Below are 26,423 nucleotides of genomic sequence, written 5' to 3'. Positions count from 1 at the left end.
GCGGGATGATTTCGCGCTCATGGATGACACCCGCGTCGCTGCCAGTTACGTCCGGCTGCTGTTCGAGCACATGGCCGCGCTGGGCCGTGCCAACGAACTGGGCGAGCCGCCGGCCGCCACCGAGAGTTTTGTGGCGCTGAAACGCTGGCGGGCCCTGCTGGAGCGCGCACGCGAACTGGACCCCGGCACCAAGGCCACCTTCACGCTGCGCCTGGCGCGGGGCATCGCGCCCCGGCATTTCGGGCTGGTGGGTTTTGCCGCGCTGGCCTGCGGCACGTTGGCCGACGCCTTGCAGCGACTGGAGCGCCACCACCGCGCGATCTACGACGTCAACCTCGCACAGGTGCGCCCCTGCGCGCAGGGGCTGTGCATCGAATGGGGCGTGGAGCGTGGCCGCCCCGGCGCCCTGGTGGACGAAACCGCAATCGCCGCGCTGATGCAGCTCACGCGCGAGTTCACCGGCCGCCCCGTGCGGGCGGTGGCGGTGGACTTCGTCAACCCACGGCCGGCCGATGTGCGGCCCTACCAGGAGTTCTTCGGCGGGCCGGTGCGATTCGGCCAGCCCACCACCCGCGTGGTGCTGGCCTCGCAAGACCTGGCCCTGCCCCTGCGCGGGGCCGACGCCGCCCTGCTGGCCCTGCTGGACGCCCAGGCCGAGCGCCTGCTGCAGGACGTGGCCGCCATCAGTGGCCCGCTGGCCGTTTGGCGCCAGGCGCTGGTCGGGCTGATTCGCAGCGGCCGAACGCAGGTAGGCGACCTCGCGAACAGCCTGCAGATGAGCCCGCGCAGCCTGCAACGGCGGTTGACCGAACAGGGCCTGAGCTTCCAGGTGCTGCTGGGCCAGACGCGCCAGCAATTGGCCGATGCCTACCTGCGCGACGCCAACGTGGAGCTGGCCGAGGTGGCGTTGCTGCTGGGCTACTCCGAACAAAGCGCCTTCACCCGCGCCTTCCGGCAATGGACCGGCCTGGCCCCATTGCAGTGGCGCAAACAACACTCGACATGACACCCGCTCCCACCGCCCTCGTCCACCACGGCAGCCCCGCTCACGGGCAGTACGCCGGGGCGCTGGCGCGCTTCGATTGGTCCGCCCTGCAGCCGCGCCCTGGCCGTTGGTGGCGCGGGCTGCACCACAAACGTTGGCACTACGTGGGTCTGGGCAACGCGCAGGTGTTCATCGGTGTGGCCATCGTGGATGTGGGCTGGGCCGTCAGCGCGTTCGCCTATCTGTTCGACCGGCAGTCCCGCACGCTGCGGGCCGACTGGAGCCAAGACGGCCTGCCCCGGCTGCAAGCCTGCGTCAGCGACGCGCCCTTGATGGAGGCGAACACCTGGTTCCGTGGCCCCGCCGCCAGGCTGAGCTTGCAGGAGGCAAGTGGCCGCTTGCGCTTGAGCGTGGCCACCCGCGCACTGCGCCTGGAGGCCGATCTTGACTTGCGCGCCATGCCACCCCCGCTGCTGGCCGTGGGCCCGATTGCAGGCGGGCTGGCCCACGCCACGCAGAAAACCACCGCCCTGCCCGTGCAAGGCTGGGCGGAAGCAGCCGGGCAACGCTTCAACCTCGACGACGCCTGGGCAGCCGTGGACGCCTCCAACGGCTGCCTGGCCCGCAACACCGACTGGCGCTGGGCCAGCGCCCACGCGCCGGGCCTTGGCTTCAACCTGCAGCAGGGTTACTTCGGCCAGCAGGAGAACGTGCTGTGGCTGGACGGGCAACCGATCCCGCTCGGCGCAGCGCAGTTCACGTTCGACGCCGCCCAGCCCCGCGCCCCCTGGCAGGTGCGCACCGACTGTGGCCTGCTGGACCTGCAGTTCACGCCAGAGGGCGCACGCGCTGCGGACAAGAACCTCGGCTTCGCCGCCAGTCGGTATGTGCAGCCCGTGGGCGTGTTCGATGGTTGGGTTCGTTCGGCACCCGGGGCGTCAGCGCGGCGTGTCGAGCGCCTGCTCGGCGTGACCGAGGACCACGCCTCGCGCTGGTGAGCGGGCGGTTCCGCGCTTCTTCCACCACAGGTAGAGGCCGCTGCCCAGCAGCAAGATCGTGGCGATGTCCAGCAGCGCCCACAGGATCTTCATCGGCAGGCCGCCGTAGTCTCCGAAATGCAAGGGCTGGGACAGCAGCAGCGCGTCCAGATACCAGGGCATCTCAGGCACGACCGTGACACGAGCGGTGCGCGCATCCACGAGCACGGGCACCATCAGCTTGGCAGTCAGCGGGGTGTCGCCGCGCATGAAAAAGGTGGTGTGATGCGGACTGGAGAACGCAGAGCCCGGGAACGCGATGAACGACAGGTGCTTGCCCGGCGCCGCGACCTGCGCCGCCTCCAAGGCCTGCTGCAGGGGGGCACGGTCACGCTCGGCCACCAGGGGGAGCCCCTGGTAAGGCCGCACCAGGTCGCCCACGTGTTCCACCTGCCAGTGCTTGACCAGCAGGTCAGCGCCGGTGTTGATGACGCCGGTCGCGCCCACGACAAAGCACCAAACCAACGTCACGATGCCGATCAAGTTGTGCAGATCCAGCCAGCGGATGCGCGCCGAGCGCTCGTGACGCACGGTGCCGAAGTCCAGCTTGCGCATGAAGGGTGCGTAGAGCACGACGCCCGACACCAGCGCCACCAGCAGCAGAAAGCCCATGAAACCCAGGAAAAGCTTGCCGGGCAAGCCGGCGAACAGGTCCACATGCAGACGGAACATCAAGTCCATGAACCCCTCCCCGACCCGGTACTCGCCCACCACCTCGCCGGTGCGAGCGTCGACCATGACGGACTTGTAGTCCTCCGTCGGCTCCGGCGTGGGGGCGAGCGTGGCCCACCACAGCCGATCGTCATCGTCAGACTTGCCCATGAACTGCACGATGCGGTCGGGGTGGCGGGCGCGGGCTGCGGCCATCACCTCGTCGGCACGCGCGCGTTGCGACTCACGCGCGGCCGGCAGGGTCGGCGCTTCCACCTCCGTGCCGGTGAGGTGGCCAATCTCATGATGGAAGATCAGCGGCAAGCCCGTCAGGCACAGCAGCAGCATGAACAGCGTGCAAACCAGGCTGCTCCATGTGTGCAGCCAGGCCCAGATGCGGATGGCGCGCGGCGTCAGCGTCATGGCCGGCTCAGAGCTTGTAGTCCAGCGTCACCGACGCATGGCGCGGCGCCCCGGCGATGGCGCCGTACGCCAGGCCGCCCACGTATTTCTTGTCGAACAGGTTGTTCACGTTCAGGCGCAGCGTCGCGGCCGGTGACAAGTCATACGCCGCGAAGGCGTTCGCCACGAGATAGCCGACCTGCTTGGGGCCGCCCGCTTTGCTCACCGCCGACTGCCAACGGCCCCCCAGGCCCAGGCGCAAGCCCGGCAGCACTGGCAAGCGGCTGTCGACCCGGAAGTTGACGGTGTTGCGGGGCACCCATTCATAGATGTCCTGCCCATCCGGGCCGGTGAGCCGGAGGTGCGTGTAGCCCAAAGTCAGCTTGGCATCCTTGCCCAGCCGACCGGTCGCTTCGGCCTCCACACCGCGCGACTTCACATCCTTTCCTTCGTACCAGGACTGGCCGTCGAGCGACGTCCCGGTGCCGGTGATCACGCCCCCATAGGTGGCCAATCCTTGTTGCTTGGCCGTGAACACAGCAAGCGTCGTCAGCAAGGCGCGATTCAGCCACTCGGCCTTCACGCCCACCTCGGCGTTGACGCCCTTCATGGGAGCGAGATACGCACCCTTCGTGTCGGTCTGGTCCTGGTTCTGGAAGATGTCGGAGTAGGACACATAGCCGGTGACCGCGGGTGAGAGCGCGTAGGTCAAGCCCACATAGGGGCTGACCTCGCGCGTGTCCGGGTAGACGGTGTGGGTGGCGGCGTTGCCGTAGATGGAGGCGCCGTTGCGGGACAGACGCACCGCGTTCACTCCGACGATGCCCTTGAGATCGTCCGTCAGGCTGATCTGCGACGCGGCATAGACGCGGGTCAGCTGCTGCTCGCCACGGGTGCTGGGCTCCCGTGCGCCCCAGGTCGGCTCGGTGTAGACGTCGCCTCCATAGGGAAAAGCCGGCAGCGCATCGCCCATGTGGTTCTGCACCGGGAAAGTGTCCACGGCCGTCGTCTCTCGGGACTGGCTCACGCCCACCAGCAAACGGTGCTGACGGCCGAACGCCTGGAAGTCACCACTGAGGTTGGCGTCCAGCACCCGGTGATCCGTGTCGCCCTCGCTGCGATACGGCCAGCCGATCAACCCGGTGTTGTCGGCGTTCAGCATGCCCGTGGGTGAGTACGCGTAGAGCAGTCGGGTCGATTCATCGCCGTGGCGCGTGTTGTAGGTCAGCTTGCCCTCCCAGCCGTCGGCCAGTTGGTGCGTGTACTCGACGAACGCGTTGTAGGAGCGCGTGTTCCAGTAAGTCCAGCGCTGCGAGGTGGAGGCGCCCGCCGGGAAATCGGCCTGCGTGCCATCGGCACGCCGCAGCGTGAGAGAGCCCCACATGGGCGAGTCCTGCTTCGAGTCCACAGCTGTGACGCCCACCGTCAACACACCGCGGCTGCCGATCTGGCCGTCGACCACACCGTAGACCGACGTTCGTTGGTCGTGCAGGTCGCGCAGGTAGGAATCCTTGTCCTCGTGCGCGACGATCAGCCGCCCCGCCCAGGCCCCGTCCTCCGTGAGCACCTTGTTGACGTCCAGCGCCGCGCGCTTCTGCTCCCAGGCGCCCAGGGTCACATTGAACGCTCCCACGTCCTGGTTCAGCGGGCGCTTGCGGATGTAGTTGATGGTGCCCGACGCATTGCCCACACCCGTCAGCAAGCCATTGGCGCCGCGGATGAGCTCGATGCGATCGAAGAGAAAGGTGTCTTCCCGGCCAACGACCGTGCCCCAGGAGTTCGTCATGCCCAGGCCGTCAACCTGCGTCAATTGAATCTCGAATCCACGGGCGTTGAAGGTGGCGCGGTTGGTCTCGTACTGCTCGACGTTGATGCCAGTGGCCAGGCTCAGGGCCTCGTTGCTGCCGGTGAGGCCGAAGTTGGCCATGTCTTCACGGTCGATGCTGCTGATGGTCTGCGGGGTCTCTTTGACGTCCATCGGCAAGCCGGTGGCGCCCCTGGACACACGGTTGGCGCGCTTGCCGTTGACCACGACGGTCTGCAAGCTGGCGGGCTGAGCCGCTTCATCAGAGGACGTCGACGTTTGGGCCTGTGCGGTGAAGCTGGCGGCAGCCAAGGCGCAGGCGGTCAGCAGAAGTTTTGGACGGGTCATCAGTCAGGGGGAAGGTAGGAGGTAACTACGAGAGGAGATCAACGGCGCGTCGAACACCGGACCATGACGAGAACGGGCAGGCCCAGCGCCAGCCATGACCAGGCGTCGCCCCAGCGGTCGGACACCAAGGCCGAGACCAGGCCGCTGGCCACCAGGAAGCCAATCGAGACCGGCCACCGCCACAGCCGCCACGCCGCTTGACGACCGGTCAACGCCGCAGGCCGCGGGGCACGCTGTGCCAGTTCATACCAAGCCATTGTCTTGTTAAATGCAAATGAGAACGATTTGCATTCTATTCATAAACGCAAAAAAAACCGCTCTGCCTTTCGGTCAAAGCGGTTGAAGCGATGCCAACCATCCGAGTGGGCGCGCGGCACGCGCGCCCTGCTCAGTGCACCACGCGCCCGAAGCTGAACTCCCCGTCGGCCATCTGCACCGGGATCACGTCCTTCGGGCCGAACTTGCCCTCCAGGATGAGCTTGGACAGCGGGTTCTCGATGCGCTGCTGAATCGCACGCTTGAGCGGCCGGGCGCCGAACACCGGGTCGAAACCGACCTTGGCCAGTTCGTCCAGCGCTTCCTCGCTGATGTAGAGCTTCATCTCCATCTTCTCCAGACGCGCTTCGAGTTGACGCAACTGGATGCGAGCGATGCTCTTGATGTGATCCGCGCCCAGCGCATGGAAGATCACCGTCTCGTCGATCCGGTTCAGGAACTCGGGCCGGAAGTGGCCCTTGACCTCGCCCCACACCGCGTCGCGGATGACCTCGTCGCCCTGCCCCGCCAGCGCCATGATGTGCTGGGAGCCCAGGTTGGAGGTCATCACGATGACCGTGTTCTTGAAGTCCACCGTGCGGCCCTGGCCGTCGGTCAGGCGGCCATCGTCCAGCACCTGCAGCAGCACGTTGAACACGTCCGGGTGCGCCTTCTCGACCTCGTCCAGCAGCAGCACCGAGTAGGGCTTGCGGCGGACGGCTTCCGTCAGCGTCCCGCCTTCCTCGTAGCCCACGTAGCCCGGAGGCGCGCCGATCAAACGGCTGACCGAGTGCTTCTCCATGAACTCGCTCATGTCGATGCGCACCATGTGGTCTTCGCTGTCGAACAGGAAGCCGGCCAGCGCCTTGCACAGCTCGGTCTTGCCCACGCCCGTGGGGCCGAGGAACAGGAAGCTGCCCAGCGGCCGGTTCGGGTCACTCAAACCGGCGCGCGAGCGACGGATGGCGTCGGACACGGCCTGGATGGCTTCCTCCTGGCCCACCACACGCTCGTGCAGCTTGGCTTCCATCTGCAGCAGCTTCTCGCGCTCGCCCTGCATGAGCTTGGACACGGGAATGCCCGTGGCACGCGCCACAACTTCGGCGATCTCTTCGGCGCCCACCAGCGTGCGCAGCAGCTGCGGCTTGTCGGTGCCGGCCTTGCCGGCTTCCTTGGCCTGGGCTTCCTTGAGCTGCTTTTCAAGCTCCGGCAGGCGGCCGTATTGCAACTCGGCGACCTTATTGAAGTCGCCCTTGCGCTTCAGGTCCTCGATCTGCTGGCGGATGCGGTCGATCTCTTCCTTGACGTGCGCCGAGCCCTGGGCCTGGGCCTTTTCGGCCGTCCAGATTTCTTCCAGATCGTCGTACTCGCGCTGCAGCTTCAGCAGCTCTTCCTCGATGAGGGCGAAGCGCTTTTGCGAGCCCTCGTCCTTCTCCTTGCGCACAGCCTCGCGCTCGATCTTGAGCTGGATCATGCGGCGGTCCAGCCGGTCCATGGCCTCGGGCTTGGAGTCGATCTCGATCTTGATCTTGGCCGCGGCTTCGTCGATGAGGTCGATGGCCTTGTCGGGCAGGAAGCGATCAGTGATGTAGCGGTGGCTGAGTTCCGCCGCGGCCACGATGGCCGGGTCGGTGATCTCCACGCCGTGGTGCACCTCGTACTTCTCCTGCAGCCCGCGCAGGATGGCAATCGTCGCCTCCACGCTGGGCTCGTCCACCAGCACCTTCTGGAAGCGGCGCTCCAGGGCCGCGTCTTTCTCGACGTACTTGCGGTATTCGTCGAGCGTGGTCGCGCCAATGCAGTGCAGCTCGCCGCGCGCCAGCGCCGGTTTGAGCATGTTGCCCGCGTCGATGGCGCCCTCGGCCTTGCCGGCGCCCACCATGGTGTGGATTTCGTCGATGAAGAGGATGGTCTGGCCCTCGTCCTGCGCCACTTCTTTGAGCACGCCCTTCAGGCGCTCCTCGAAGTCGCCGCGGTACTTGGCGCCGGCCAGCAGCAGGGCCATGTCCAGCACCAGCACGCGCTTGTTCTTCAGCGAATCCGGCACCTCGCCGTTGACGATGCGCTGCGCCAGGCCCTCGACGATGGCCGTCTTGCCCACGCCCGGCTCGCCAATCAGCACCGGGTTGTTCTTGCTGCGGCGCTGCAGCACCTGGATGGCGCGGCGGATTTCCTCGTCGCGGCCGATGACGGGGTCCAGCTTGCCCAGGCGGGCGCGCTCGGTGAGGTCAAGCGTGTACTTCTTCAGCGCCTCGCGTTGGCCTTCCGCTTCGGCCGAATCGACCTTGGCGCCCCCGCGCACGGCTTCAATGGCGGCTTCCAGCGCCTTGCGCGTGAGCCCGTGGCCGCGCACGATGCCGGCCAGATCGGTCTTGGCGTCCGCCAACGCCAGCAGGAACATTTCGCTGGCGATGAACTGGTCGCCCCGCTTGGTGGCTTCCTTTTCGGCGGCCTGCAGCAACGCCACCAGGTCACGGCCGGCTTGCACGGTCTGCCCCGCGCCACTGACCTGCGGCAGCCCGGCCATCAGGCCGTCCAACGCGGTCTTCAGCGCGGGCGACTTCACGCCGGCGCGCTCCAGCAACGCACGGGGGCCGTCGTCCTGCGCCAACATGGCCGAGAGCACGTGAACCGGCTCGATGTACGGGTTGTCTCGCGACAGGGCCAGGCTTTGCGCCTCGCCCAGGGCTTCCTGGAATCGGGTGGTGAACTTGTCGGCACGCATGGGATGGAACCTCCTGTTGCGAAGCCAAGTGGGCGCCTTTCAGCGCATTTCAAGTTGACTCAAATCAAGGCTTGCACAACGCGCATGCCCAGCCAGGCTGCGAACAAGGAACCGAGCACGTGCGCCAGCGTGTGGGCGGCCGCCAGCGCCAACTGGCCGCTCTTGAGCAAGGCCAGCGACTCACCGGAAAACGCTGAGAACGTTGTCAACCCGCCCAGGAAGCCGGTCACCAGCAAGAGCTTGAGCACCTCGTTCGGCTGCCGGCCGAACCACTCCAGCGCCATGCCGATCAAGAAGCCGCCGATCAGGTTCACGGCCAGCGTGCCCAGCGGGAAGCCCCACCAGCGGGTATTGAGCAGCAGCCCCGCCTGCCACCGGGCCAAGGCCCCGAAGGCGGCGCCCACCGCCACGGCCAGGCCGTTCACGCGGCGCGCTCCGGCGTGCTGACGGCTGCGGCGAAAGCTGCGGCCTCGACACCCGCGTCAGAGGCGTCAGAGGCGTCAGAGGCGTTGCCCGCGGCAATGCCCCAGCGGGCCAGCGCCTCGTCGTCCGCCACGCGGGCATCCACCCAGTGGGCGCCGTCGGGTGTGTATTCCTTCTTCCAGAACGGGGCCTGGGTCTTCAGATAGTCCATCAGGAACTCGCAGGCCTGAAACGCCTGCCCCCGGTGTGCGCTGGCCACCAGCACCAGCACGATCTGATCGCGCGCCATCAGCGGCCCGACACGATGGATCACGCGCGCGGCGCGGATGTCGAAGCGCGTGAACGCCTCGTCCATCATTCCTTCGATGGCGGCTTCGGTCATGCCGGGGTAATGCTCCAGATCCATCTGGCTGACCGCCGCGCCGCTGCTGTGCTCGCGCACCGTGCCCACAAACGCCACCACGGCGCCGATGCCGCCGTCAGCCTCGCGCAAGGCTTGTGTCTCAATGCTGAGGTCAAAGTCTTCCGTCTGAATACGAACGCTTCTCATGTCACCGATTCTCACTGTTTGCTTGCGGTGAGATTCACCTGTTTGGACAGAGAAGCGACTGCTGCGGGTCGGATACTCCGCCAAGCTTTATTTTTCGCAGCCAGGAATTCGACATGGCCCTGATGGATTTCATCAAGAAACAGTTCATAGACGTCATCCAGTGGACGGAAGACAGCGACGGCACGCTGGCTTGGCGCTTCCCGATGGCGGGCATGGAAATCCAGAACGGCGGCCAATTGGTGGTGCGCGAGTCGCAAGTCGCGGTGTTCGTGAATGAAGGCCAGGTGGCCGACGTCTTCGGCCCCGGCACGCACAAGCTCACCACACAAACGCTGCCCATCCTCACCTACCTCAAGAACTGGGACAAGTTGTTCGAGTCGCCCTTCAAGAGCGACGTCTACTTCTTCAGCACCCGCCAGCAGATCGACCAACGCTGGGGCACCAGCCAGCCGGTTGCCATCCGCGACAAGGATTTCGGTGCCGTGCGCCTGCGCGCCTTCGGCAACTACGCCTACCGCATCAAGGACGCCAAGACCTTCCACACCCAAATCTCCGGCACCCGCGAGCGCTACACCACCGCCGACCTGGACGGCCAGCTGCGAGGCTTGATGCTGCAGCACATCAGCGACGCTGTCGCCAGCAGCGGCACCGCCTTCCTGGACCTGGCCGCCAACCAGATCGAATTCGCCGCCGCGCTCAAGAATGCGACCGCACCCGCGTTTGATGCCATCGGCCTGGAATTGCTGTCGGTGACGATGCAGAACGTGTCGCTGCCCGAAGAACTGCAAAAGATCCTCGACCAGCGCATCGGCATGGGCATCATTGGCCAGAACATGGGCCAGTTCGTACAGTACCAAACCGCACAAGCCATTCCGGAACTGGCCAAGGGCGCCGGCTCGGGCGGCATCGCCGGTGAGGCCGTGGGCCTGGGCGCCGGCGTGGCGCTGGGCCAGACGCTGGCACAAACGCTGGGCCAGGGCCTGGCCGGCGTGGGCGCCGCAGCGCCTGCCCCAGCAGCCAGCAAGCCCGACGACATCGTCGCTTTGCTGGAAAAGCTCGGCGACCTCAAGGCCAAGGGCATCCTGACGGACGATGAGTTCGCCGCCAAGAAGGCCGACCTGCTGAAGAAGCTGGGCTAGTGAGAGCGCGCCATGTCGCAGGGTTGGCGCTGCTCGCCGCCGCAGTGGCGCTGCTGCTGAGCGGCCATGCCGGGGCCGCGTTCTCGGTGTTCGCGGTTTCCACAGTGGCGGAACTGATTGCCGCGGCCGTGACGGCCAAGCAAACCAACACCTAGCGACTGGCCGCCCGTCAAAGTTCCATGGTCAGTTTCCATGCGTATCAAGCCTGTTGATGGCTGAGAGCAACACACAGCGCCGATGGCGGGCGGCCTGCCCCAACTGCGGCGCGCCGGTTGAGTTCGCCAGCGCGGCGTCGGCCAGCGCCGTCTGCAGCTTTTGCCGCAGCACCCTGCTGCGGGACGGCGACACCCTGAGCCGCATCGGCCAAAGCGCCGAAATCTTTGACGACTACTCGCCGCTGCAACTCGGCGCCACGGGCCGCTGGATGGGCCAGGGCTTCGCCGTGGTCGGCCGCGTGCAGCGTGGCTCGGAGCTGGGGAACTGGAACGAATGGCACCTGCTGTTCGACGCCGGCGAACAAACGCGCACGGCCTGGTTGAGCGAAGACAACGGCCGCTTCGTCTTGAGCCTGGAGGCGCCGCTGGCTGAAACACCCCCGGCACAGCCCCAGCTGGGCGCCCCGTTGACGCTGGCCGGCCAGCGCTGGCAGGTGGCCGCCGTCATTCAAGCGGCCCTGCGTGCCGCCGAGGGGGAACTGCCCCGGCCGCCGCGCGCCGGGCGCATCGTCGAATTGCGCAGCCCGCAAGGCGATGTGGGCAGCCTGGAGTACCCCGACGCGGCGGCGCCGGTGTGGTCGGTCGGGCGCAGCGTGCAGTTGAGCGAATTGGCACTGCAGGGCGTGCGCGTGACGGCCGAAGGCGAGTCGATCGCCGAAGCGCGGCTCAAGGGCCGCAGCCTCGCCTGCCCCAACTGTGGCGCCGCGCTGGAGCCCCGCCTTGCTGAGAGCAAGAGCATCACCTGCGGCCAATGCCAGGCCCTGGTGACGCTGCCGCAGTCCGACGTCCAGGCGCTCAGCTTCGTGAACCAGGCGCCGGGCCGCGAGCCTTTGATTCCCTTGGGCCGCACCGGCACGCTGGCGTTTGCAGGCGAAGCCCCGCAGACCTGGCAGGTGGTGGGCTACCAGGAGCGCTGCGACATCCCGGAAGACGCCGAAGACGAGCAAAGCTTCTGGCGCGAGTACCTGCTGTTCAACCGACTGGCGGGTTTCGCGTTCCTCGTGGACACCCGTGAAGGCTGGAGCCTCGTTCGCACGCTGACTGGCGCACCCGCGTCGGCGCGTGGCGGCGTGCAATGGCAAGGCCGCGCCTACGCCCAGCGCTGGGTGTACGGCGCCAAAACCACGCATGTGCTCGGCGAGTTCTATTGGCCCGTGCAGCTGGACGACCGGGTGCAAGTGACCGACTACAGCACCGCCAACGGCACCTACCTGTTGAGCCGCGAGAAGCAAGGCCCCGAGATCACCTGGAGCGGCGGCCAGACCCTGCCGGCGGGGGCCGTGCAAAAGGCCTTCAATCTGACAGCACCGGCCGCGCAGTTCACCCGTGACGCGTCGGCCTTCAAAGACAACAGCGGCACGCTGCTGCGCAACCTCATCATTGGCCTGTTCCTGCTCGTGCTGCTGTTCGCGCTTTTGCGCGCCTGTTCCAGCGACAGCTGCCAGGGCTACAAAGACAGCTTTGGTGAGAACAGCACCGAGTACCAGCAGTGCCGCATCAACGCCCACAGCAGCAGCGGTGGCTACTACGGTGGCTCCAGCGGCAGCAGCTACGGTGGCTACAGCAGCGGTGGCGGCGGCCACAAGTGAAAGGAGAACCTCATGACCCTCGATTGGCTCAAGCCTGAAGTCATCCTCGGCTCGACGATGTACGCCGTCATCGGCGTCGTCATCTTCTGGGTGTGCTTCATCATCGTGGACAAGATCACCCCCTACAAACTCTGGGAAGAGTTGGTGGAGCACAAGAACGTGGCGCTGGCCATCGTGGTGGGCGCGATGTGCATCTCGATTGGCAACATCGTGGCGGCAGCCATCCACGGCTGACAGCCGTCCATCCCGCGCCGGCGCAGTTCAGCCGCGCGGCGCAACGCTTCATCCGTTCGCCCCTGTCCGCGCGTGCGGCGCTTTCCCACAATCGCGCCGCTTCAACCTTCGGACCCCTGAAATGACCCGACCCTGGATCGCCGCGGCTGCGGCGCTCACGCTCGCCATGAGCGGCCTCTCGACGCCCGCCGCGGCCCAAGCCGCCGCGCCCCATGCGGCATCGGCCGCCGCCAGCACGCCAACCACGAACGCCACCACCGATCAAGCCGCCAAGGCCGACGCCGTCGCGCAAGCCTCCGGCTTCAAGATCCGCCCGGTGGACGACGCGTGGCGCGCCGCGTTGCCGCGCAACGCCGAGGCCGCGACGCAGGCCTATCTGGACCGCCTGCCGGCCGATGTGCAGGCCAAGTCCGCCGCGTACTGGGAGGGCGGCTACTGGATGCAGCTGTGGAACCTGTTGCTGGGGTTGGCCATCGCAGCGGCCTTCCTGGCTGGCCGCCGGGCCGCGCGCCTGCGGGACTGGGCGCAGCGCGTGGGTCGCGGCGCTGTGCGGCGCGACATGCTCTTCGCCGGCGCCTACCTCGGCCTGTCGGAACTCATCAGCCTGCCACTGTCGCTGTACCAGGGCTGGTGGCGCGAGCAGGCCTACGGCATGTCCACACAAACCGTCGTGGCCTGGTTCGGGGAGTGGCTGATGGCCACCTCCATCTCCGTTGTGCTGGGCGGCCTCGCCCTGGGCGGCCTGTACGCGCTCATCCGCCGCGCGGGTGAGCGCTGGTGGATCTGGGGCACGGCGGCTGGCATGGGCCTGATGACCCTGATGGTGGCACTGGCGCCGGTGTTCATCGAGCCGCTGTTCAACACCTACAAGCCGGTGGAAGACGGCCCGCTCAAGCGCGCCGTGCTGCAAATGGCCCACGCCGTCAGCGTGCCGGCCGACGACGTGTATGTGTTTGACGCCTCCCGACAAACCACCCGCATCAGCGCCAACGTGTCAGGCCTGTTCGGCAGCGCGGCCGTGCGGCTGAACGACAACCTGCTGCGCCGGACCTCCGAGCCGGAAGTGCGCGCCGTCATGGGCCATGAGCTGGGCCATTACGTGATGAACCACATCCCCAAGACGCTGGCGCTGATGACGCTGGTGTTGGCGGCCGGCTTCTTCATCGCGCAAGCTGCACTGCAGTCCCTGCTCGACCGCTTCGCCCACCGCACCGGCGTGCGCCGGGTGGACGACGTGGCCGGCCTGCCGTTGCTGTTGTCGGTGTTCTCGGTCTTCTTCGCGCTGGCCACCCCCATCAACAACACCATCACCCGCACGCAGGAGACCGAGGCCGACCGGTTCGGCCTGGCGCTGTCTCACGAGCCCCACGGCTTCGCCGAAGCGCAGTTGCGCCTGGTGGAGTACCGCAAGGCGGACCCCGGCGCGGTGGAGGAATTCGTGTTCTTCCACCACCCCAGCACGCGACACCGCATCCTGGACGCGATGCGCTACCGCGAAGCCATGAACCTGCCCTGACGCCCCATGCCTGCGCTCGACTTCGCCACCCTCACCGCCAACGCCCACGAAGACTGGACGTTGTTCGCGGTGCACTTCCAGGACCGGGCCGGTGCGGGCGGCTTGCGCCGGCAGTGGCTGCAAGCGCACCTGGAATGGGTGGCCCAACACGCGGACGCGGTGCGCGTGGCGGGCTCCCTGCGCCACGAACCCGAGGGCACGCCGGTGGGCGGCCTTTGGGTGGTGCGGGCCCCGAACAAGGCGGCGGTGGAGGCGCTGATCGCCACCGACCCCTTCACCACCTGCGGCCTCCGCGCGGGGTGGGACATCCACTACTGGAGCAAGGCCTTGCCCCAGCCGGTGTCCTTCTAGACTGCGCGGCATGTTGCCCCGCACGCCTCCCCTCCTTCGCCGTTCTGTCCTCGCTCTCGGCCTGAGTCTGGCCCTCAGCCCTGCCTGGTGTGCTGACGCACGGCCGGACATTGCTGTGTTCACCGCGCGTCTGAACGGCGCAACCGGGCAAGTGAGCGAGGTCACCAACATCACGCCGGTCAAGGGCGCCAACTTCCAGCCCTCGTTCACGCGAGACGGCCAGGCCGTGCTGTTCGCGTCCGACCGCACCGGCTCCAACAACGTCTACCGATACGACCTCGCCAGCGGGGCCACCACGGCCCTGACGGCCACCCCGCACAACCTCTACTCACCCACCCCGCTGCCCGACGGCAGCGGCTTCTCCGCCGTCCGCGTGGTGGAGGCCGACCCGGCCTACGGTATCGAGAGCAAGCAGCCGTCGCTGTGGCGCTTCGGCTGGGATGGCCAAGAGATTGCGCCGGTCGTGCCCGTGATGCGTGTGGGCTACCACGCCTGGGTGGACGGCGAGCGCCTGGCCCTCTTCATCGTGGACGATGTGGCCGAACGCAACGCGCACCGCGCCGTGCTCTTCAACCGCAGCACCGGCAAATCGACGCCACTGACCGACAAGCCCGGCCGCTCGCTCGGCCGCAGCGCCGATGGCCGGCGTGCGCTGTACGTCGATCAGACCGACCCCGAGCACTGGCAGCTGTGCGCCCAGGGCGAGGGCGAAACCACACCGCAGGTGCTGGTTGAAACGCCGGTCGGCCCTGACGGCGTGAAGGACCCCAACCGCAGCCAGTACTTCGCCGCCCTGCCGGACGGCTCCGTGCTGATGGCGCGCGGCGCCCTGGTGCTGCGCTGGAGCGGCAAGCCCGGCGCGCGCTTCGAGCCGCTGGCTGAACTGCCCGGCGTGAACGGCAACATCCGCAACCTCACCGCCAGCCCGGACGGCAAGCGGCTCGCGTTCTCGGTGACGCTGACCGCACCCAAGCCGTGATCCGCCGCCACCTGGCGACCATGCTGGTCGCGACCTCTTTGGGCTTGGCAGTCGCCAAGGTCGAGGCCAACGACACCCTGGTGCGCGCGGTCGGCGGGGGGATCGTGCCTGTCAAGAGCAGCGACATCCGCATGCTCAAGGAGCGTCTTGAACTCTCCCCGCGCCGGGTGAAGGTCGACTACGTCTTCCTGAACGAGGCTGAGACTCCCGCCTCGGAAACGCTGGCCTTTCCGATGCCTCCGTATCCGGCCTACTTCGGGATCAGCGGCAGTGACACCGTGCAGCCCCTCGAAGACTTCGCGACATGGGTCGAAGGGGTGCAGGTCGCGTCAAGACGGGAACGGCGGGCCTTGGTGGGCGATCGGGATGTCACCACCGAGCTTCGGACCTACGGTCTGAGCGAGCAGGAGATCTTCGGAGGCGCCGGCGCATGCCGGTATGTCGAAGCGCCCAAGAACAGCTTCGTCATCCAGTGCGACTACACCGCCGCACAGAAGCGCAAGCTGGAAGCACTGTGCGAGGCCTGCTCCTTCGGCGCCGGATGGACGATCCAGGAGACTCTGTACTGGCAGCAGGTCTTTCCCGCCCGGCAGCCCCTTCGCGTCACGCACGAGTACGCGGCCAAGGCGGGGGCACACCAACTGAGTGGCATCCGTCGACCCGAGGTCCGCCAAGCAATCGCCGCAGACGATGAGCTGGCCCAGCATGCCTGCCTGGACGAGAGCTTGCTGGCGGCAGCCGCTCGCATCGCGATGAAGGGCGTCGACAAGGACGATGACCCCAACAAGCACGGATCGATCGACATCGATATCCGGAGCGTCGAGTACGTGCTAGGCACGGGACGCAACTGGAAAGGTCCCATCGTGGATTTCGAGCTGGTCATTACCAAGGAGCGACCGGAGCAGCTGATTTCGCTTTGTTTCCCTGGCAAGGCGGTGCGGAACGGGCCGCGGCAGATCAGCTTCAAGCATCGCGATTTCGTGCCCCAGGACAGCCTGTTGGTCTACTTCATCGACGTCGGCCGGGACTTCTCCAAACCAGCGCTCGCGCCCCGATGACTTCAAGCCAACCAACGCCCTCGCGCGCCTCGCTGGCCGAGCTGCTGCTGCTCGCCAGCGTCTTCGTCATCGCCGCTTGCGGCCTGGTCTACGAGCTGGCGGCCGGCGCGCTGGCGAGTTATCTGCTCGGTGACTCGGTGCTGCAGTTCTCCACCGTCATCGGCGTCTACCTTTTCGCCATGGGGCTGGGGTCGTGGCTCTCGCGCTTTGTGGAGCGGCAACTGGTGGCCGTGTTCCTGCAGGTGGAGTTGCTGGTGGGCGTGGTGGGCGGGCTGATGCCGGCGGCGCTGTTCGCGGTGCACAGCCTGCTGCCGCCGGGCGAGGCCGCGGCGTTCCGCGTGCTGCTGTACGCGCTGGTGCTGCTGGTGGGAACGCTGGTGGGGTTGGAGATTCCGCTGGTCATGCGCATCCTCAAGCGCCACTTCAGCGCGCGCTACGGCCTGAAAGACCTGGTCTCGCAGGTGTTGACGTTCGACTACCTCGGCGCGCTGCTGGTGGCCCTGGCCTTCCCGCTGGTGCTGGTGCCCCACCTGGGCCTGGTGCGCACCGGCGTGGCGTTCGGGCTGTTGAACGTGGGCGTGGCGGTGTGGGCGCTGTGGCTGTTCCGGGCGGAGCTGCGCGCGCGGCATGCGCACACGGCGGCCTGTGCGCTGTCGGCCGGGCTGCTGCTGGCCGCGCTGCTGGGTGCCGACCACCTCACCACCTGGGCCGAAGACCGTTTCTACGGCGAGCACATCGTCTACAAGCAGAGCAGCCCGTACCAGCGCATCGTGGTGACCGACGGCCGGGCCGGCACGCGGCTCTTCCTGAACGGCAACCTGCAATTCCATTCCAAAGACGAATACCGGTACCACGAAGCCCTGGTGCAGCCGGCCATGGCCGCCCACGGCGCCCCGAAGCGTGTGCTGGTGCTGGGCGGCGGCGACGGCATGGCGGTGCGGGAGATCCTCAAGCACCCCAGCGTCGAACAGGTCACCCTGGTGGAGCTGGACCCGCTGATGACCACGCTGTTCCGCGACACGCCCAAGCTCGCGGCGCTCAACGCGCATTCGCTGTCCAGCCCGAAGCTGCGCATCGTCAACGCCGACGCCTTCGGCTGGCTGGAGCAGCAGCGCGAGGTGTTCGACGTCATCGTCATCGACTTCCCCGACCCCTCCAACTTCGCGCTGGGCAAGCTCTACACCGCCAGCTTCTACGAGCTGGTGGACCAGCACCTGAGCGCCGGCGGCTACGCCGTGGTGCAGACCACCTCGCCGTTGATTGCGCGGCGCAGCTTCTGGACCGTCGTCACGACCGTCGAAGCCACCGGCCTCACCACCACGCCCTACCACGCCCATGTGCCCAGCTTCGGCGAATGGGGCTTCGTGCTGGCGTCGCGGCGGCCATTCCGGCTGCCGACGCAGTTCCCGCCGAGGCTGCGCTTCGTCAGCCCCAACAGCCTGCCCGCGCTGCTGGACTTTCCGCCCGACATGGCCCGCGTGCCCACCGAGGTGAACCGCCTGTCCAACCAAGTGCTGGTGCAGACCTTCGAAGAGGAATGGGGAGCCGTGCATTGAGGCGGCGCACGCTGCTGGCCCTGGGTGCGTTGGCGGGGTGCCGGCAGGAGGCACCCGCATTGCAAGGCGGATGGGTGGGCACCCACCCCGAGCGCGGCCACCGGCTGCGGGGCACCCTGCCGCCCACGGGCGATGGCCCGGTGCGCAAGACCCACGTGCTGATCGTGGGCAGCGGCATCGCCGGCCTGGCCTGCGCCCGTGCCCTCACGCAGCGCGGCGTGGACGACCTCGCACTGCTGGACCTGGAAGACCAGGCCGGCGGCAACAGCCGCGGCCACACCCTGGGCGGCCTGCCCTGCCCGCTGGGCGCCCACTACCTGCCACTGCCCGGCGCGCAGGCCCGCGAAGTGAACGAGCTGCTGCACGACCTGGGCCTCGCCCGCCAGCACCTGGGCCGCACCGAGTGGGACGAGCGCCACCTGTGCCACAGCCCGCAGGAGCGGCTGTTCATCGACGGCCAGTGGCATGAGGGGCTGCTGCCACCGGCGGAAACGCCGTCTGCACTGGCGCAGTACCGGCGTTTCAGCCAGCTTGTCGACGATGCGCAGCGCAACATGGGTTTTGCGATGCCGAGCCGCCGTGCCCCCTGGACGGCCTACCACGACGCCCTGGATGGCCAGACGTTCGCCACCATGCTCGACAACGACGGCCTGGACGCCCCCCGCCTACGCTGGTACCTCGACTACTGCTGCCGCGACGACTTCGGCGCGGACGCCGCGACCGTGTCGGCCTGGGCCGGCCTGCACTACTTCGCCAGCCGTCACGGCTTTCATGCGCCCGGTGACGAAACCGCCGAGCGCGAACCCGTGCTCACCTGGCCCGAAGGCAACGGCTGGCTCGCGGCCCGCATCGCCGCGCCCTTGCGTGATTGCATCCACCTGGGCCGGACCGTGCTTCGGGTGAGCGAGGGTCGACATGGCGTGGACGTGGTGGCCTGGAACGAAGCGACGCAGGCGCCGGAGCGCTGGGTCGCCCGGGCCGTCGTCATGGCCACGCCGCTGTTCATCTCGGCGCGCCTGCTGGCCTCGCCGCCCGAGGCCCTGCGCGGGCTGACGCAGCCCCACGCCCCCTGGCTCACCGCCAACCTCCAGTTGCGCGAGCCCCTGCTGCAGCGCCCCGGCGCGCCACCAGCCTGGGACAACGTGCGCTACGGCTCGATGGCACTGGGCTACGTGGACGCCCGCCACCAGGCCCTGGACCCGACACCCCGAGCGCCACTGCTGACGGCCTATGTCGCCCTGCCCGAGGCGCAGCGAGGCGCCCTGCTCAGCCAGCCGTGGCAGCACTGGGCCCGGGTCGTCATGGACGACCTCGCCGGCACGCACCCCGACCTGCCCGCCAAGGTCGAGCGCATCGACCTGTGCCGTTTCGGCCACGCGATGAGCATTCCGGTGCCCGGCCTGCGCGGGTCACCTGCGCTGGCGGCATTGAACGACACGCGGGGCCGCGTGGTATTCGCCCACAGCGACCTGGCCGGCTATTCGGTCTTCGAGGAGGCGTACACCGCAGGCCGCCTCGCCTCACAGCGACTCAGCCTCTGAAGCCCGCCATGCGCCAACCTCGCTGCCTTCGACGCGGGCTGATCCTTCTGGCGTGTGCCGCTGGTGCCGCGTGCGGCGCTCCGCTGGAGGGCCTGGACCCACTGCTCCAGGCTCAATTCGCCCAACCGCGCTGCTGGCACAGCGCCGCCAGCGCCGCGGCGTGGGCGCGGCGCGGTATCGCCTCGGTCACCGAAAGCGCCGCGTGGCGCGCGACGCCTGCCACCGCTGGCCCGCGGTGGCAGGTGCGACCCGACCGCTGCGTGATCGACCGCGCCACGGGCCTGGTCTGGGCGCCCGCGGACCTGCAAGAGCAACTCACGGCTGACGAAGCCACAACCTACGCCCACCGAGCCAACGCGCGCCAACTCTGCGGGCACGCCAACTGGCGCCTGCCGGAACGCCGCGAGCTGCAGGGCCTGGTGGACTACGAAAGCGCCGAGCACGACACGCTGCCCGGGTTGCCCGGACTGGCCAACGGCTCCCAAAGTGTCTGGACCGCACGTGAGACCGAACTGCGCTCTGTCAGCACCTCGGGCGTGGCGTCGCAGAGCCGGCTGACCGTCAATCTGCCGTCGGGCCGGGTGTTCGCCACAGAAACCACCGCACGCCGCGCCGCGCTGGCCGTGCGCGACGGCACCTGCCAGGCGCTGGGCCGAGGGTACTGGTGGTGAACTGGCTGCGCCGAGGACTGTGGGGTGTGACCGTCCTGCTGCTGGCGGGCGCAGGCATGCTGGGGCTCGACCTTTGGCTGTCACGGGTCGAGTCCCGGTTTCAGCCGCTGACGGCCACGCCATGGTTGGTGCTGGACCGCCAACTCGGCCTCGTGTGGCAGCGTTGCCCGGTGGGCACGCGTTTCAGCGTCGACGCGGCCGGCACTGCGGCCTGCACGGGCACGCCCGATTGGCTTCACACCCGTTGGGCGGAGCAGACGGCGCAACGGCTGTCCACCCCCTCCGAGCGCTGGCGGCTGCCCACGGTCCGAGAACTTTCCAGCCTCATCGACGACCGCCGCTGCTGCCATGCGCTGGAACCAATGGCCTTTCCTCCCTTTGCCATGCCGGGCCCGGAAGACAAAAACTGGACGGGGCGCACCTATCCGACGCACACGGCCACCCCGATCGGCGAGGGTGGCGAGCGGTGGCGAGTGGATTCGCTGCAAGGCGAGGCCGCACCGAAGTTGGTGCAGGAGCGCGCCGTGCTACGCCTCGTGCGCGCCGCCGCGGCCGGCGAGCACTGAGGTCGAGCCTTCAGCTGCCGCGCTGCAAGGCCTGCCGCTGAACCGCCTGCGGCGCGAAGGCCGCCACCAGTTGGTCCAGCAATGCTTGGGCCTTGGCACTGTTGTCCGCCCCGTAGTTGCAGACGTACACGTCCAGCGTCACGGCGCCGAGCTCCGGCCAGGTGTGCACGGCCAGGTGCGACTCGGCCAGCAGCACCACGCCGGTGATACCGCTCTGGCCGTAGGCCGGGCCAAAACGGTGCATCAGGTCTGCCACGCCGCTCAGGCCGGCCGTTTGGACCGCGTCGCGGCACAGCGCGCCAAGCGCGGTCGGATCGGTCATCGGCGCGAGCGCCGGGTCGACGCCGCGCAGGTCGGCTGTGAGATGCAGCCCCTGCACCGTCAACCGCCGGTCACGGGCGGGAAGAAGGCGAGTTCGTCGCCGTCGGCCAGCGAGGCCGTCTCTGCGGCCATCTTCTGGTTGACCGCCGCGCGGACCGCCCGCGAACGCGCCAGCGCCTCGGCATGCGCACTGCCTCGCGCCATCAGTGCATCACGGGCCGCCCCCACGGTCGAGCCCGCGGGCAGCACCAGCGTGTCGGCCTCGCCCAGTCGCTCGCGCAGGGACGCGAAGAAGCGCAGCTTCACGGTGATGGTCATGCCAGCAACTCCGAGAACGGGATGAAGCGCACGGCATCGCCCTGCGCAAACGCCTGGCCCGCTGGGTTGTCGATCAAGCCATCGGCCCAGAAGGCCGAGGTCAGCACGCCGCTGCTTTGGTTGCCGAACAGGGCCAGGCCGCTGGCCTCATCCAGCCGCACGCGCAGGAACTCGCGGCGCTTGTCGGGCTTGGGCCAATCGAACCCGGCAGGAATCAGGTAGCCCCGCGGCGCGAGGCGCGTGGCGCCCTGCAGCTTCAGCAGGAAGGGCCGCACCAGCACCAGGAAGGTGACGAGGCTGGACACCGGGTTGCCCGGCAGGCCGATGAAATGCGCCGCGCCGACCCGACCGTACGCGAAGGGCTTGCCGGGCTTGATGGCGATGGCCCAAAGGTCGAGTTGACCTTCCGCCTGCACGGCGGGCTTGAGGTGGTCTTCCTCGCCGACCGAAACGCCGCCCGACGTGACGATCACATCGGCCCTGGAAGCCGCCTCACGCAGGGCGGTCCGGGTGGCGTCGAGTTGATCCGGCACGATGCCGAGGTCAATGACTTCGCAGCCCAGGCCTTCCAGTAGCGCACGCAGGGTGAAGCGGTTGGAGTTGTAGATGGCGCCCGGCGGCAGGGGCTGGCCGGGCATGACGAGTTCGTCGCCGGTAGAGAACAGCGCCACACGCGGGCGCCGCGTCACCGTCAACGCCGCAGCGCCGGCGGTGGCGGCCAAACCCAGCGCCACGGCATCCAGCCGCGTGCCGGCGGGCAGCACCACGCTGCCGGTTTTGACGTCCTCGCCCCGCAGCCGCACATGCTGGCCGGGCTTGACCGGCTGGGTCACCCGCACGCGGCCGTCCACCAACTCGGTGTGCTCCTGCATGACGACGGTATCGGCGCCCGGCGGCACCTGGGCGCCCGTGAAGATGCGGGCCGCCTCGCCCGCCGCCAGCGGCTGCGGCACGCCGCCCGCCGGGATGCGTTGCGTCACGGGCAACGCGCCACCCACCTCGGCCGCGCGCAAGGCGTAGCCGTCCATGGCGGAGTTGTCGGCCGGCGGCACGTCCACCGGGGAGATCAGGCCTTGCGCCAGCACCCGGCCGCGCGCCGCGGTGGTGGGCAAGGTTTCAGTTTCAGCGAGCGGCTGAACTTGCGCCAGCAGCGTGGCCAGCGCGTCGTCGAGCGGGGTGAGGTTCGGCTTCTTCGGTGCTTCAGACATGGGCGTGAATGTAGGCCTTCACGGCTTCCACATCCGCCGCCATGACTTTCACGCGCTTCGGGAGTTGCTCGATGCCTTCCAGCCCCGCCGGGCGCGGCGGCTCGATGGCCAGCGCCTCGTGAATGGTGGCCGCGAATTTGGCCGGCAGCGCCGTTTCCAGCACCAGCATGCTGGCCGCGGGGTTGCGCAGTTCCAGCGCCACCTTGAGGCCGTCGGCCGTGTGCGGGTCAATGACGACGCCGTGCTCTGCATGGCAGCGGCGGATGGTGGCCACGCGGTCCGCGTGGGTGCTGCGGCCCGACTGGAAACCGAAACCGGCAATCGCCGCATGTTCGGCCGGGGCAAGCTCGAACGCGGGCGAGGTGAACGCGGCCTTGACCCGGGCGCCATCGCGGCCGAGCAGGTCGAACACGAAGCGCTCGAAGTTGCTGGCCTTGGAGATGTCCATCGACGGGCTGGAGGTTTCGTGCGTGTCGGCCGTGCCGCGCGGGCGGTAGGCGCCGGTGCGGAAGAACTCGTCCAGCACGTCGTTCTCGTTGGTGGCCACCACCAACTTGGCAATCGGCAGGCCCATCATGCGTGCCACATGGCCGGCGCAGACGTTGCCGAAGTTGCCTGACGGCACGGTGAAACTGACCTGCTCGCTGTTGCTCTTCGTGGCCTGGAAGTAGCCCGCAAAGTAGTACACCACCTGCGCCAGCAGACGCGCCCAGTTGATGGAGTTGACCGTGCCGATGCGGTGTTCGCGCTTGAAAGCCAGGTCGTTCGACACGGCCTTGACGATGTCCTGGCAGTCGTCAAACACGCCGTCGATGGCGATGTTGTGGATGTTGGCGTCCTGCAGGCTGAACATCTGCGCCTGCTGGAAGGGGCTCATGCGGCCGTTGGGGCTGAGCATGAAGACGTTGACGCCCTTCTTGCCCCGCATCGCGTACTCGGCCGCACTGCCGGTGTCGCCCGAGGTGGCGCCCAGGATGTTGAGCGTCTCGCCGCGGCGGCCCAGTTCGTACTCGAACAAGGCGCCGAGCAGTTGCATGGCCATGTCCTTGAAGGCCAGCGTCGGGCCGTTGGACAGCCCCTCCAGCGCCAGGTGGTCGCCCAGCCAGGTCAGCGGGGTGATTTCCTTCGTGCCGAACACTTGCTCGGTGTAGACCTTGCGCGTGATGGCGTGCAGGTCGTCGGCCGGGATGTCGTCGATGTAGAGCGACAGGATCTCGAAGGCCAGGTCCGCATACGCCAGGCCGCGCCAACGGGTCAGCGTCGCGTCGTCGACCTGCGGGTAGGCCTTGGGCAGGTACAGGCCGCCGTCCGGCGCCAGGCCTTCGAGCAGGATGTCGGAGAAGCCGCGCTCGGTCTGGTCACCGCGGGTGGAGATGTACTTCATGGCTGCGGGTTCAGGCGAGTTCTTCTTTGCGGAGCTTCACGATCGGCGCCAGCACGGTGGACAGCGCCTGCATCTTGGCCAGCGCGTTGTTCATGCGGCCTTCGACCGTGTCGTGCGTCAGGATGATGAGGTCAGTCTGGCGCTCGCCGTCGGCGGATTCGCGCTGCAGCACAGCGTCGATGGAGATGTCGCTCTCAGCCAGGATGGTGGTGATGCGCGACAGCACGCCGGGTTGGTCGGCCACCACCAGGCGCAGGTAGAAGGCGGTTTGCACCTCGTCCATGCCCAGCACCGGCGTGTTGCTGATGGCATCGGGCTGGAAGGCCAGGTGCGGCACGCGGTGGTCGGGGTCGGCGGTGGCCAGGCGGGTCACATCCACCAGGTCAGCCACCACGGCCGAAGCGGTGGGCTCGGCGCCCGCGCCCTTGCCGTAGTACAGCGTGGTGCCCACCGCATCGGCCTGCACGACGACGGCGTTCATCGCGCCTTCGACATTGGCGATCAGACGGCTGGCCGGAATCAGCGTCGGGTGCACACGCAGCTCGATGCCGTTGTCGCGGCGGCGGGTGATGCCCAGCAGCTTGATGCGGTAGCCCAGTTGCTCGGCGTACTTGATGTCGGTGGCCTGCAGGCTGGAGATGCCCTCCACGTGCGCCTTGTCGAACTGCACCGGCACGCCGAACGCGATGGCGCTCATGAGGGTGAGCTTGTGGGCGGCGTCCACGCCTTCGATGTCGAACGTCGGGTCGGCTTCGGCGTAGCCCAGGCGCTGGGCTTCCTTCAGCACGGTGGCGAAGTCCAGGCCCTTGCCGCGCATTTCCGACAGGATGAAGTTCGTGGTGCCGTTGATGATGCCGGCGATCCACTCGATGCGGTTGGCCGTCAGCCCCTCGCGCAGCGCCTTGATGATGGGAATGCCACCGGCCACGGCCGCCTCGAACGCGACGGTCACGCCCTTCTCACGCGCCGCGGCAAAGATTTCGCTGCCATGCAGCGCCAGCAGCGCCTTGTTGGCGGTGACGACATGCTTGCCGTTCGCAATCGCCTGCAACACCAGCGTGCGGGCGGGCTCGATGCCACCGATCAGCTCGACCACGATGTCGATGGCCGGGTTGTTCACCAGTTGCTGCGCGTCGCCCGTGCAGGGCACGGCGTCACCCACGATGGCCTGGTAGGCCTTGGCGCGCTCGGCATTGCGTGCGGCCACCATTGCAATCTCGATGCCCCGGCCCGCGCGGCCGCGAATCTCGGCCTGGTTGCGCTGCAACACGTTGAAGGTGCCGGCACCGACGGTGCCGAGGCCGATCAGGCCAACTTGGATGGGCTTCATTGCAAGGCTCTCAGATACAACAACGGGAAATCAGACGGAACTGCGGCGGCGGTAGCCGGCCAGGAATCGCTCAATGCGGCCGATGGCTTCGCGCAGGTCGTCCACATTGGGCAGGAAAACCAGGCGGAAGTGGTCATGCTCGGGCCAGTTGAAGCCCGTGCCCTGGACGATCAACACCTTCTCTTCTGCCAGCAACTCGTAGGCGAACTGCTGGTCGTCGCCGATCGGGTACATCTGCGGGTCCAGGCGCGGGAACATGTAGAGCGCCGCCTTGGGCTTGACGACGCTGACGCCGGGAATCTGCGTCAGCAGTTCGTACGCCAAGTCGCGCTGGCGGCACAGGCGGCCGGTGGGCGCCACCAGGTCATCAATGCTTTGATGGCCGCCCAGCGCGGTCTGGATCGCCAACTGCCCCGGCGTGTTAGAGCACAGGCGCAGCGAGGCCAGCATGTTCAGGCCCTCGATGTAGTCGCGGGCATGGCGCTTTTCGCCGCTGACGATCATCCAGCCGGCGCGGTAGCCGCAGCTGCGGTAGTTCTTGGACAGGCCGTTGAAAGTGATGAACAGCACGTCATCGGCCAGCGACGCCATGCTGGTGTGCACGTGGCCGTCGTACAAAGTCTTGTCGTAGATCTCGTCTGCGAAGACGACGAGCTGGTGCTTGCGGGCGAGCTCGATGATGCCCAGCAGCAAATCGTTCGGGTACAGCGCGCCCGTCGGGTTGTTCGGGTTGCACACCATGATGCCGCGGGTGCGCGGGCTGATCTTGGACTCGATGTCCGCCAGGTCGGGCAGCCAGCCGGCGCCTTCGTCGCAGCGGTAGTGCACCGGGCGGCCGCCGGACAGGCCCACGACGGCGGTGTAGAGCGGGAAGTCCGGGCTGGGGATGAGGATCTCGTCGCCGTCGTTGACCAGGGCGTTGATCGCCATCTGAATCAGCTCCGACGCCCCGTTGCCCAGGTACACGTCGTCGACCGTGACGCCCTTGATGCCCTTTTGCTGGGTGTAGTGCACCACCGCCTTGCGCGGGGCGAACAGGCCCTTGCTGTCGGTGTAGCCGCCGGCGTCGCCCAGGTTGCGGATCATGTCCTGCACGATCTCGTCGGGCGGCGTCAGCCCGAACACGGCGGTGTTGCCGATGTTCAGCTTGATGATCTTCTGGCCCTCTTCCTCCATCTGGCGGGCCTTGTCGAGCACCGGGCCACGGATGTCGTAGCTGACGCTGGCGAGCTTGCTGGACTTGGCGATGGGCTTCAAAGGGGGCTCC

At 67.9% G+C, this 26,423-nt stretch carries 25 protein-coding genes and 1 pseudogene; 14 read left to right on the top strand and 12 right to left on the bottom strand.

The annotated features are described in order from the left end of the window. Nucleotides 1-19: 19 nt before the first annotated feature. Both ACG01O_RS05400 and ACG01O_RS05395 read left to right on the top strand, forming a co-directional pair. Nucleotides 20-1,006, top strand: a complete 987-nt coding sequence (locus tag ACG01O_RS05400; protein ID WP_394382067.1) for an AraC family transcriptional regulator — start codon at nucleotides 20-22, stop codon at nucleotides 1,004-1,006. After that, complete coding sequence (locus ACG01O_RS05395) at nucleotides 1,003-1,983, top strand: DUF2804 domain-containing protein (RefSeq protein WP_394382065.1); 981 nt, start codon at nucleotides 1,003-1,005, stop codon at nucleotides 1,981-1,983. The genes ACG01O_RS05400 and ACG01O_RS05395 overlap by 4 nt, the downstream gene beginning before the upstream one ends. Here the strand turns inward: ACG01O_RS05395 and ACG01O_RS05390 are convergent. The 6 genes and pseudogenes from ACG01O_RS05390 to ACG01O_RS05365 all read right to left on the bottom strand — a co-directional run. Then, complete coding sequence (locus ACG01O_RS05390; RefSeq protein WP_394382526.1) at nucleotides 1,924-3,090, bottom strand: PepSY-associated TM helix domain-containing protein; 1,167 nt, start codon at nucleotides 3,088-3,090, stop codon at nucleotides 1,924-1,926. The genes ACG01O_RS05395 and ACG01O_RS05390 overlap by 60 nt on opposite strands. Nucleotides 3,091-3,103: 13 nt before the next feature. Further along, complete coding sequence (locus ACG01O_RS05385; protein WP_394382063.1) at nucleotides 3,104-5,227, bottom strand: TonB-dependent siderophore receptor; 2,124 nt, start codon at nucleotides 5,225-5,227, stop codon at nucleotides 3,104-3,106. A gap of 38 nt (nucleotides 5,228-5,265) precedes the next feature. Then, nucleotides 5,266-5,439 carry a hypothetical protein gene (locus ACG01O_RS05380; protein ID WP_394382061.1) on the bottom strand — a complete coding sequence of 58 codons (174 nt, stop codon included), beginning with the start codon at nucleotides 5,437-5,439 and terminating at the stop codon, nucleotides 5,266-5,268. Between the two features lie 176 nt (nucleotides 5,440-5,615). Further along, entirely contained in the window at nucleotides 5,616-8,207 is a 2,592-nt protein-coding gene (gene clpB, locus ACG01O_RS05375) for an ATP-dependent chaperone ClpB (protein WP_394382060.1), read from the bottom strand. 59 nt (nucleotides 8,208-8,266) lie between these two features. Next, the gene (gene crcB / locus ACG01O_RS05370; protein ID WP_394382059.1) at nucleotides 8,267-8,632 is read right to left on the bottom strand and encodes a fluoride efflux transporter CrcB; all 366 of its coding nucleotides are present in this window, start codon (nucleotides 8,630-8,632) and stop codon (nucleotides 8,267-8,269) included. Nucleotides 8,633-8,712: 80 nt separating this feature from the next. Further along, nucleotides 8,713-9,180: pseudogene (locus ACG01O_RS05365) on the bottom strand (molybdenum cofactor biosynthesis protein MoaE); the annotation flags it as partial. A gap of 113 nt (nucleotides 9,181-9,293) precedes the next feature. On the opposite strand from ACG01O_RS05365, the gene ACG01O_RS05360 reads away from it, so the two are divergent. From ACG01O_RS05360 to ACG01O_RS05305, 12 genes are all read left to right on the top strand, one after another. Further along, nucleotides 9,294-10,319, top strand: a complete 1,026-nt coding sequence (locus ACG01O_RS05360) for an SPFH domain-containing protein (protein WP_394382058.1) — start codon at nucleotides 9,294-9,296, stop codon at nucleotides 10,317-10,319. After that, the gene (locus tag ACG01O_RS05355) at nucleotides 10,319-10,474 is read left to right on the top strand and encodes a hypothetical protein (protein ID WP_394382057.1); all 156 of its coding nucleotides are present in this window, start codon (nucleotides 10,319-10,321) and stop codon (nucleotides 10,472-10,474) included. Before ACG01O_RS05360 ends, ACG01O_RS05355 begins: the two co-directional genes overlap by 1 nt. Before the next feature lie 56 nt (nucleotides 10,475-10,530). After that, nucleotides 10,531-12,123, top strand: a complete 1,593-nt coding sequence (locus ACG01O_RS05350; RefSeq protein ID WP_394382056.1) for a DUF4178 domain-containing protein — start codon at nucleotides 10,531-10,533, stop codon at nucleotides 12,121-12,123. Nucleotides 12,124-12,135: 12 nt separating this feature from the next. Next, nucleotides 12,136-12,357, top strand: coding sequence for a DUF350 domain-containing protein (locus ACG01O_RS05345; protein WP_394382054.1), 222 nt, complete (start codon nucleotides 12,136-12,138; stop codon nucleotides 12,355-12,357). Between the two features lie 121 nt (nucleotides 12,358-12,478). Continuing rightward, nucleotides 12,479-13,873: a M48 family metallopeptidase gene (locus ACG01O_RS05340; RefSeq protein ID WP_394382052.1), complete on the top strand. Its 1,395-nt coding sequence runs from the start codon at nucleotides 12,479-12,481 to the stop codon at nucleotides 13,871-13,873. 6 nt (nucleotides 13,874-13,879) lie between these two features. After that, nucleotides 13,880-14,224, top strand: coding sequence for a YciI family protein (locus ACG01O_RS05335; RefSeq protein WP_394382050.1), 345 nt, complete (start codon nucleotides 13,880-13,882; stop codon nucleotides 14,222-14,224). Between the two features lie 115 nt (nucleotides 14,225-14,339). Then, nucleotides 14,340-15,203 carry a TolB family protein gene (locus tag ACG01O_RS05330; protein WP_394382048.1) on the top strand — a complete coding sequence of 288 codons (864 nt, stop codon included), beginning with the start codon at nucleotides 14,340-14,342 and terminating at the stop codon, nucleotides 15,201-15,203. Further along, nucleotides 15,200-16,261: a DUF4424 family protein gene (locus tag ACG01O_RS05325; RefSeq protein ID WP_394382047.1), complete on the top strand. Its 1,062-nt coding sequence runs from the start codon at nucleotides 15,200-15,202 to the stop codon at nucleotides 16,259-16,261. The genes ACG01O_RS05330 and ACG01O_RS05325 overlap by 4 nt, the downstream gene beginning before the upstream one ends. Next, nucleotides 16,258-17,817: a polyamine aminopropyltransferase gene (locus ACG01O_RS05320; protein WP_394382046.1), complete on the top strand. Its 1,560-nt coding sequence runs from the start codon at nucleotides 16,258-16,260 to the stop codon at nucleotides 17,815-17,817. Before ACG01O_RS05325 ends, ACG01O_RS05320 begins: the two co-directional genes overlap by 4 nt. Before the next feature lie 59 nt (nucleotides 17,818-17,876). After that, nucleotides 17,877-19,358, top strand: a complete 1,482-nt coding sequence (locus tag ACG01O_RS05315) for a flavin monoamine oxidase family protein (RefSeq protein ID WP_394382044.1) — start codon at nucleotides 17,877-17,879, stop codon at nucleotides 19,356-19,358. Between the two features lie 8 nt (nucleotides 19,359-19,366). Then, the gene (locus ACG01O_RS05310) at nucleotides 19,367-20,029 is read left to right on the top strand and encodes an Lcl C-terminal domain-containing protein (protein ID WP_394382042.1); all 663 of its coding nucleotides are present in this window, start codon (nucleotides 19,367-19,369) and stop codon (nucleotides 20,027-20,029) included. A gap of 26 nt (nucleotides 20,030-20,055) precedes the next feature. Next, on the top strand, nucleotides 20,056-20,595 hold the full coding sequence (locus tag ACG01O_RS05305) for an Lcl domain-containing protein (protein WP_394382041.1): 540 nt from the start codon (nucleotides 20,056-20,058) through the stop codon (nucleotides 20,593-20,595). 10 nt (nucleotides 20,596-20,605) lie between these two features. Here ACG01O_RS05305 and speD read toward each other — a convergent pair whose 3' ends face one another. The 6 genes from speD to ACG01O_RS05275 are packed head-to-tail and all read right to left on the bottom strand — an operon-like array spanning nucleotide 20,606 to nucleotide 26,413. Continuing rightward, complete coding sequence (gene speD, locus ACG01O_RS05300; protein ID WP_394382040.1) at nucleotides 20,606-20,974, bottom strand: adenosylmethionine decarboxylase; 369 nt, start codon at nucleotides 20,972-20,974, stop codon at nucleotides 20,606-20,608. A gap of 2 nt (nucleotides 20,975-20,976) precedes the next feature. Beyond that, the gene (gene moaD / locus ACG01O_RS05295; RefSeq protein ID WP_394382038.1) at nucleotides 20,977-21,234 is read right to left on the bottom strand and encodes a molybdopterin converting factor subunit 1; all 258 of its coding nucleotides are present in this window, start codon (nucleotides 21,232-21,234) and stop codon (nucleotides 20,977-20,979) included. After that, nucleotides 21,231-22,442: a molybdopterin molybdotransferase MoeA gene (locus ACG01O_RS05290; protein ID WP_394382037.1), complete on the bottom strand. Its 1,212-nt coding sequence runs from the start codon at nucleotides 22,440-22,442 to the stop codon at nucleotides 21,231-21,233. Before ACG01O_RS05290 ends, moaD begins: the two co-directional genes overlap by 4 nt. After that, a complete protein-coding gene (gene thrC, locus ACG01O_RS05285) occupies nucleotides 22,435-23,826 on the bottom strand; it encodes a threonine synthase (protein WP_394382035.1) in 1,392 nt (463 codons plus the stop codon). The genes ACG01O_RS05290 and thrC overlap by 8 nt, the downstream gene beginning before the upstream one ends. A gap of 10 nt (nucleotides 23,827-23,836) precedes the next feature. Next, a complete protein-coding gene (locus ACG01O_RS05280; protein ID WP_394382033.1) occupies nucleotides 23,837-25,156 on the bottom strand; it encodes a homoserine dehydrogenase in 1,320 nt (439 codons plus the stop codon). 30 nt (nucleotides 25,157-25,186) lie between these two features. Further along, on the bottom strand, nucleotides 25,187-26,413 hold the full coding sequence (locus ACG01O_RS05275; RefSeq protein WP_394382031.1) for a pyridoxal phosphate-dependent aminotransferase: 1,227 nt from the start codon (nucleotides 26,411-26,413) through the stop codon (nucleotides 25,187-25,189). Nucleotides 26,414-26,423: the final 10 nt, after the last annotated feature.

The organism is Pelomonas baiyunensis (genome assembly GCF_043555935.1).
In the GTDB taxonomy this organism is placed as follows: Bacteria; Pseudomonadota; Gammaproteobacteria; order Burkholderiales; family Burkholderiaceae_C; genus Pelomonas; species Pelomonas baiyunensis.
Note: the sequence above shows the minus strand (reverse complement) of the source record. Positions and strands in the feature narration are given on the sequence as shown.

Excerpts from the sequence above, each read along its gene's own strand:
- ACG01O_RS05400 (WP_394382067.1), top strand. The coding sequence starts at position 20 with ATGGATGACACCCGCGTCGCTGCCAGTTACGTCCGGCTGCTGTTCGAG.
- ACG01O_RS05395 (WP_394382065.1), top strand. The coding sequence starts at position 1,003 with ATGACACCCGCTCCCACCGCCCTCGTCCACCACGGCAGCCCCGCTCAC.
- ACG01O_RS05385 (WP_394382063.1), bottom strand. The coding sequence starts at position 5,227 with ATGACCCGTCCAAAACTTCTGCTGACCGCCTGCGCCTTGGCTGCCGCC.
- clpB (WP_394382060.1), bottom strand. The coding sequence starts at position 8,207 with ATGCGTGCCGACAAGTTCACCACCCGATTCCAGGAAGCCCTGGGCGAG.
- ACG01O_RS05360 (WP_394382058.1), top strand. The coding sequence starts at position 9,294 with ATGGCCCTGATGGATTTCATCAAGAAACAGTTCATAGACGTCATCCAG.
- ACG01O_RS05350 (WP_394382056.1), top strand. The coding sequence starts at position 10,531 with ATGGCTGAGAGCAACACACAGCGCCGATGGCGGGCGGCCTGCCCCAAC.
- ACG01O_RS05345 (WP_394382054.1), top strand. The coding sequence starts at position 12,136 with ATGACCCTCGATTGGCTCAAGCCTGAAGTCATCCTCGGCTCGACGATG.
- ACG01O_RS05340 (WP_394382052.1), top strand. The coding sequence starts at position 12,479 with ATGACCCGACCCTGGATCGCCGCGGCTGCGGCGCTCACGCTCGCCATG.
- ACG01O_RS05335 (WP_394382050.1), top strand. The coding sequence starts at position 13,880 with ATGCCTGCGCTCGACTTCGCCACCCTCACCGCCAACGCCCACGAAGAC.
- ACG01O_RS05320 (WP_394382046.1), top strand. The coding sequence starts at position 16,258 with ATGACTTCAAGCCAACCAACGCCCTCGCGCGCCTCGCTGGCCGAGCTG.
- ACG01O_RS05310 (WP_394382042.1), top strand. The coding sequence starts at position 19,367 with ATGCGCCAACCTCGCTGCCTTCGACGCGGGCTGATCCTTCTGGCGTGT.
- moaD (WP_394382038.1), bottom strand. The coding sequence starts at position 21,234 with ATGACCATCACCGTGAAGCTGCGCTTCTTCGCGTCCCTGCGCGAGCGA.
- ACG01O_RS05290 (WP_394382037.1), bottom strand. The coding sequence starts at position 22,442 with ATGTCTGAAGCACCGAAGAAGCCGAACCTCACCCCGCTCGACGACGCG.
- thrC (WP_394382035.1), bottom strand. The coding sequence starts at position 23,826 with ATGAAGTACATCTCCACCCGCGGTGACCAGACCGAGCGCGGCTTCTCC.
- ACG01O_RS05280 (WP_394382033.1), bottom strand. The coding sequence starts at position 25,156 with ATGAAGCCCATCCAAGTTGGCCTGATCGGCCTCGGCACCGTCGGTGCC.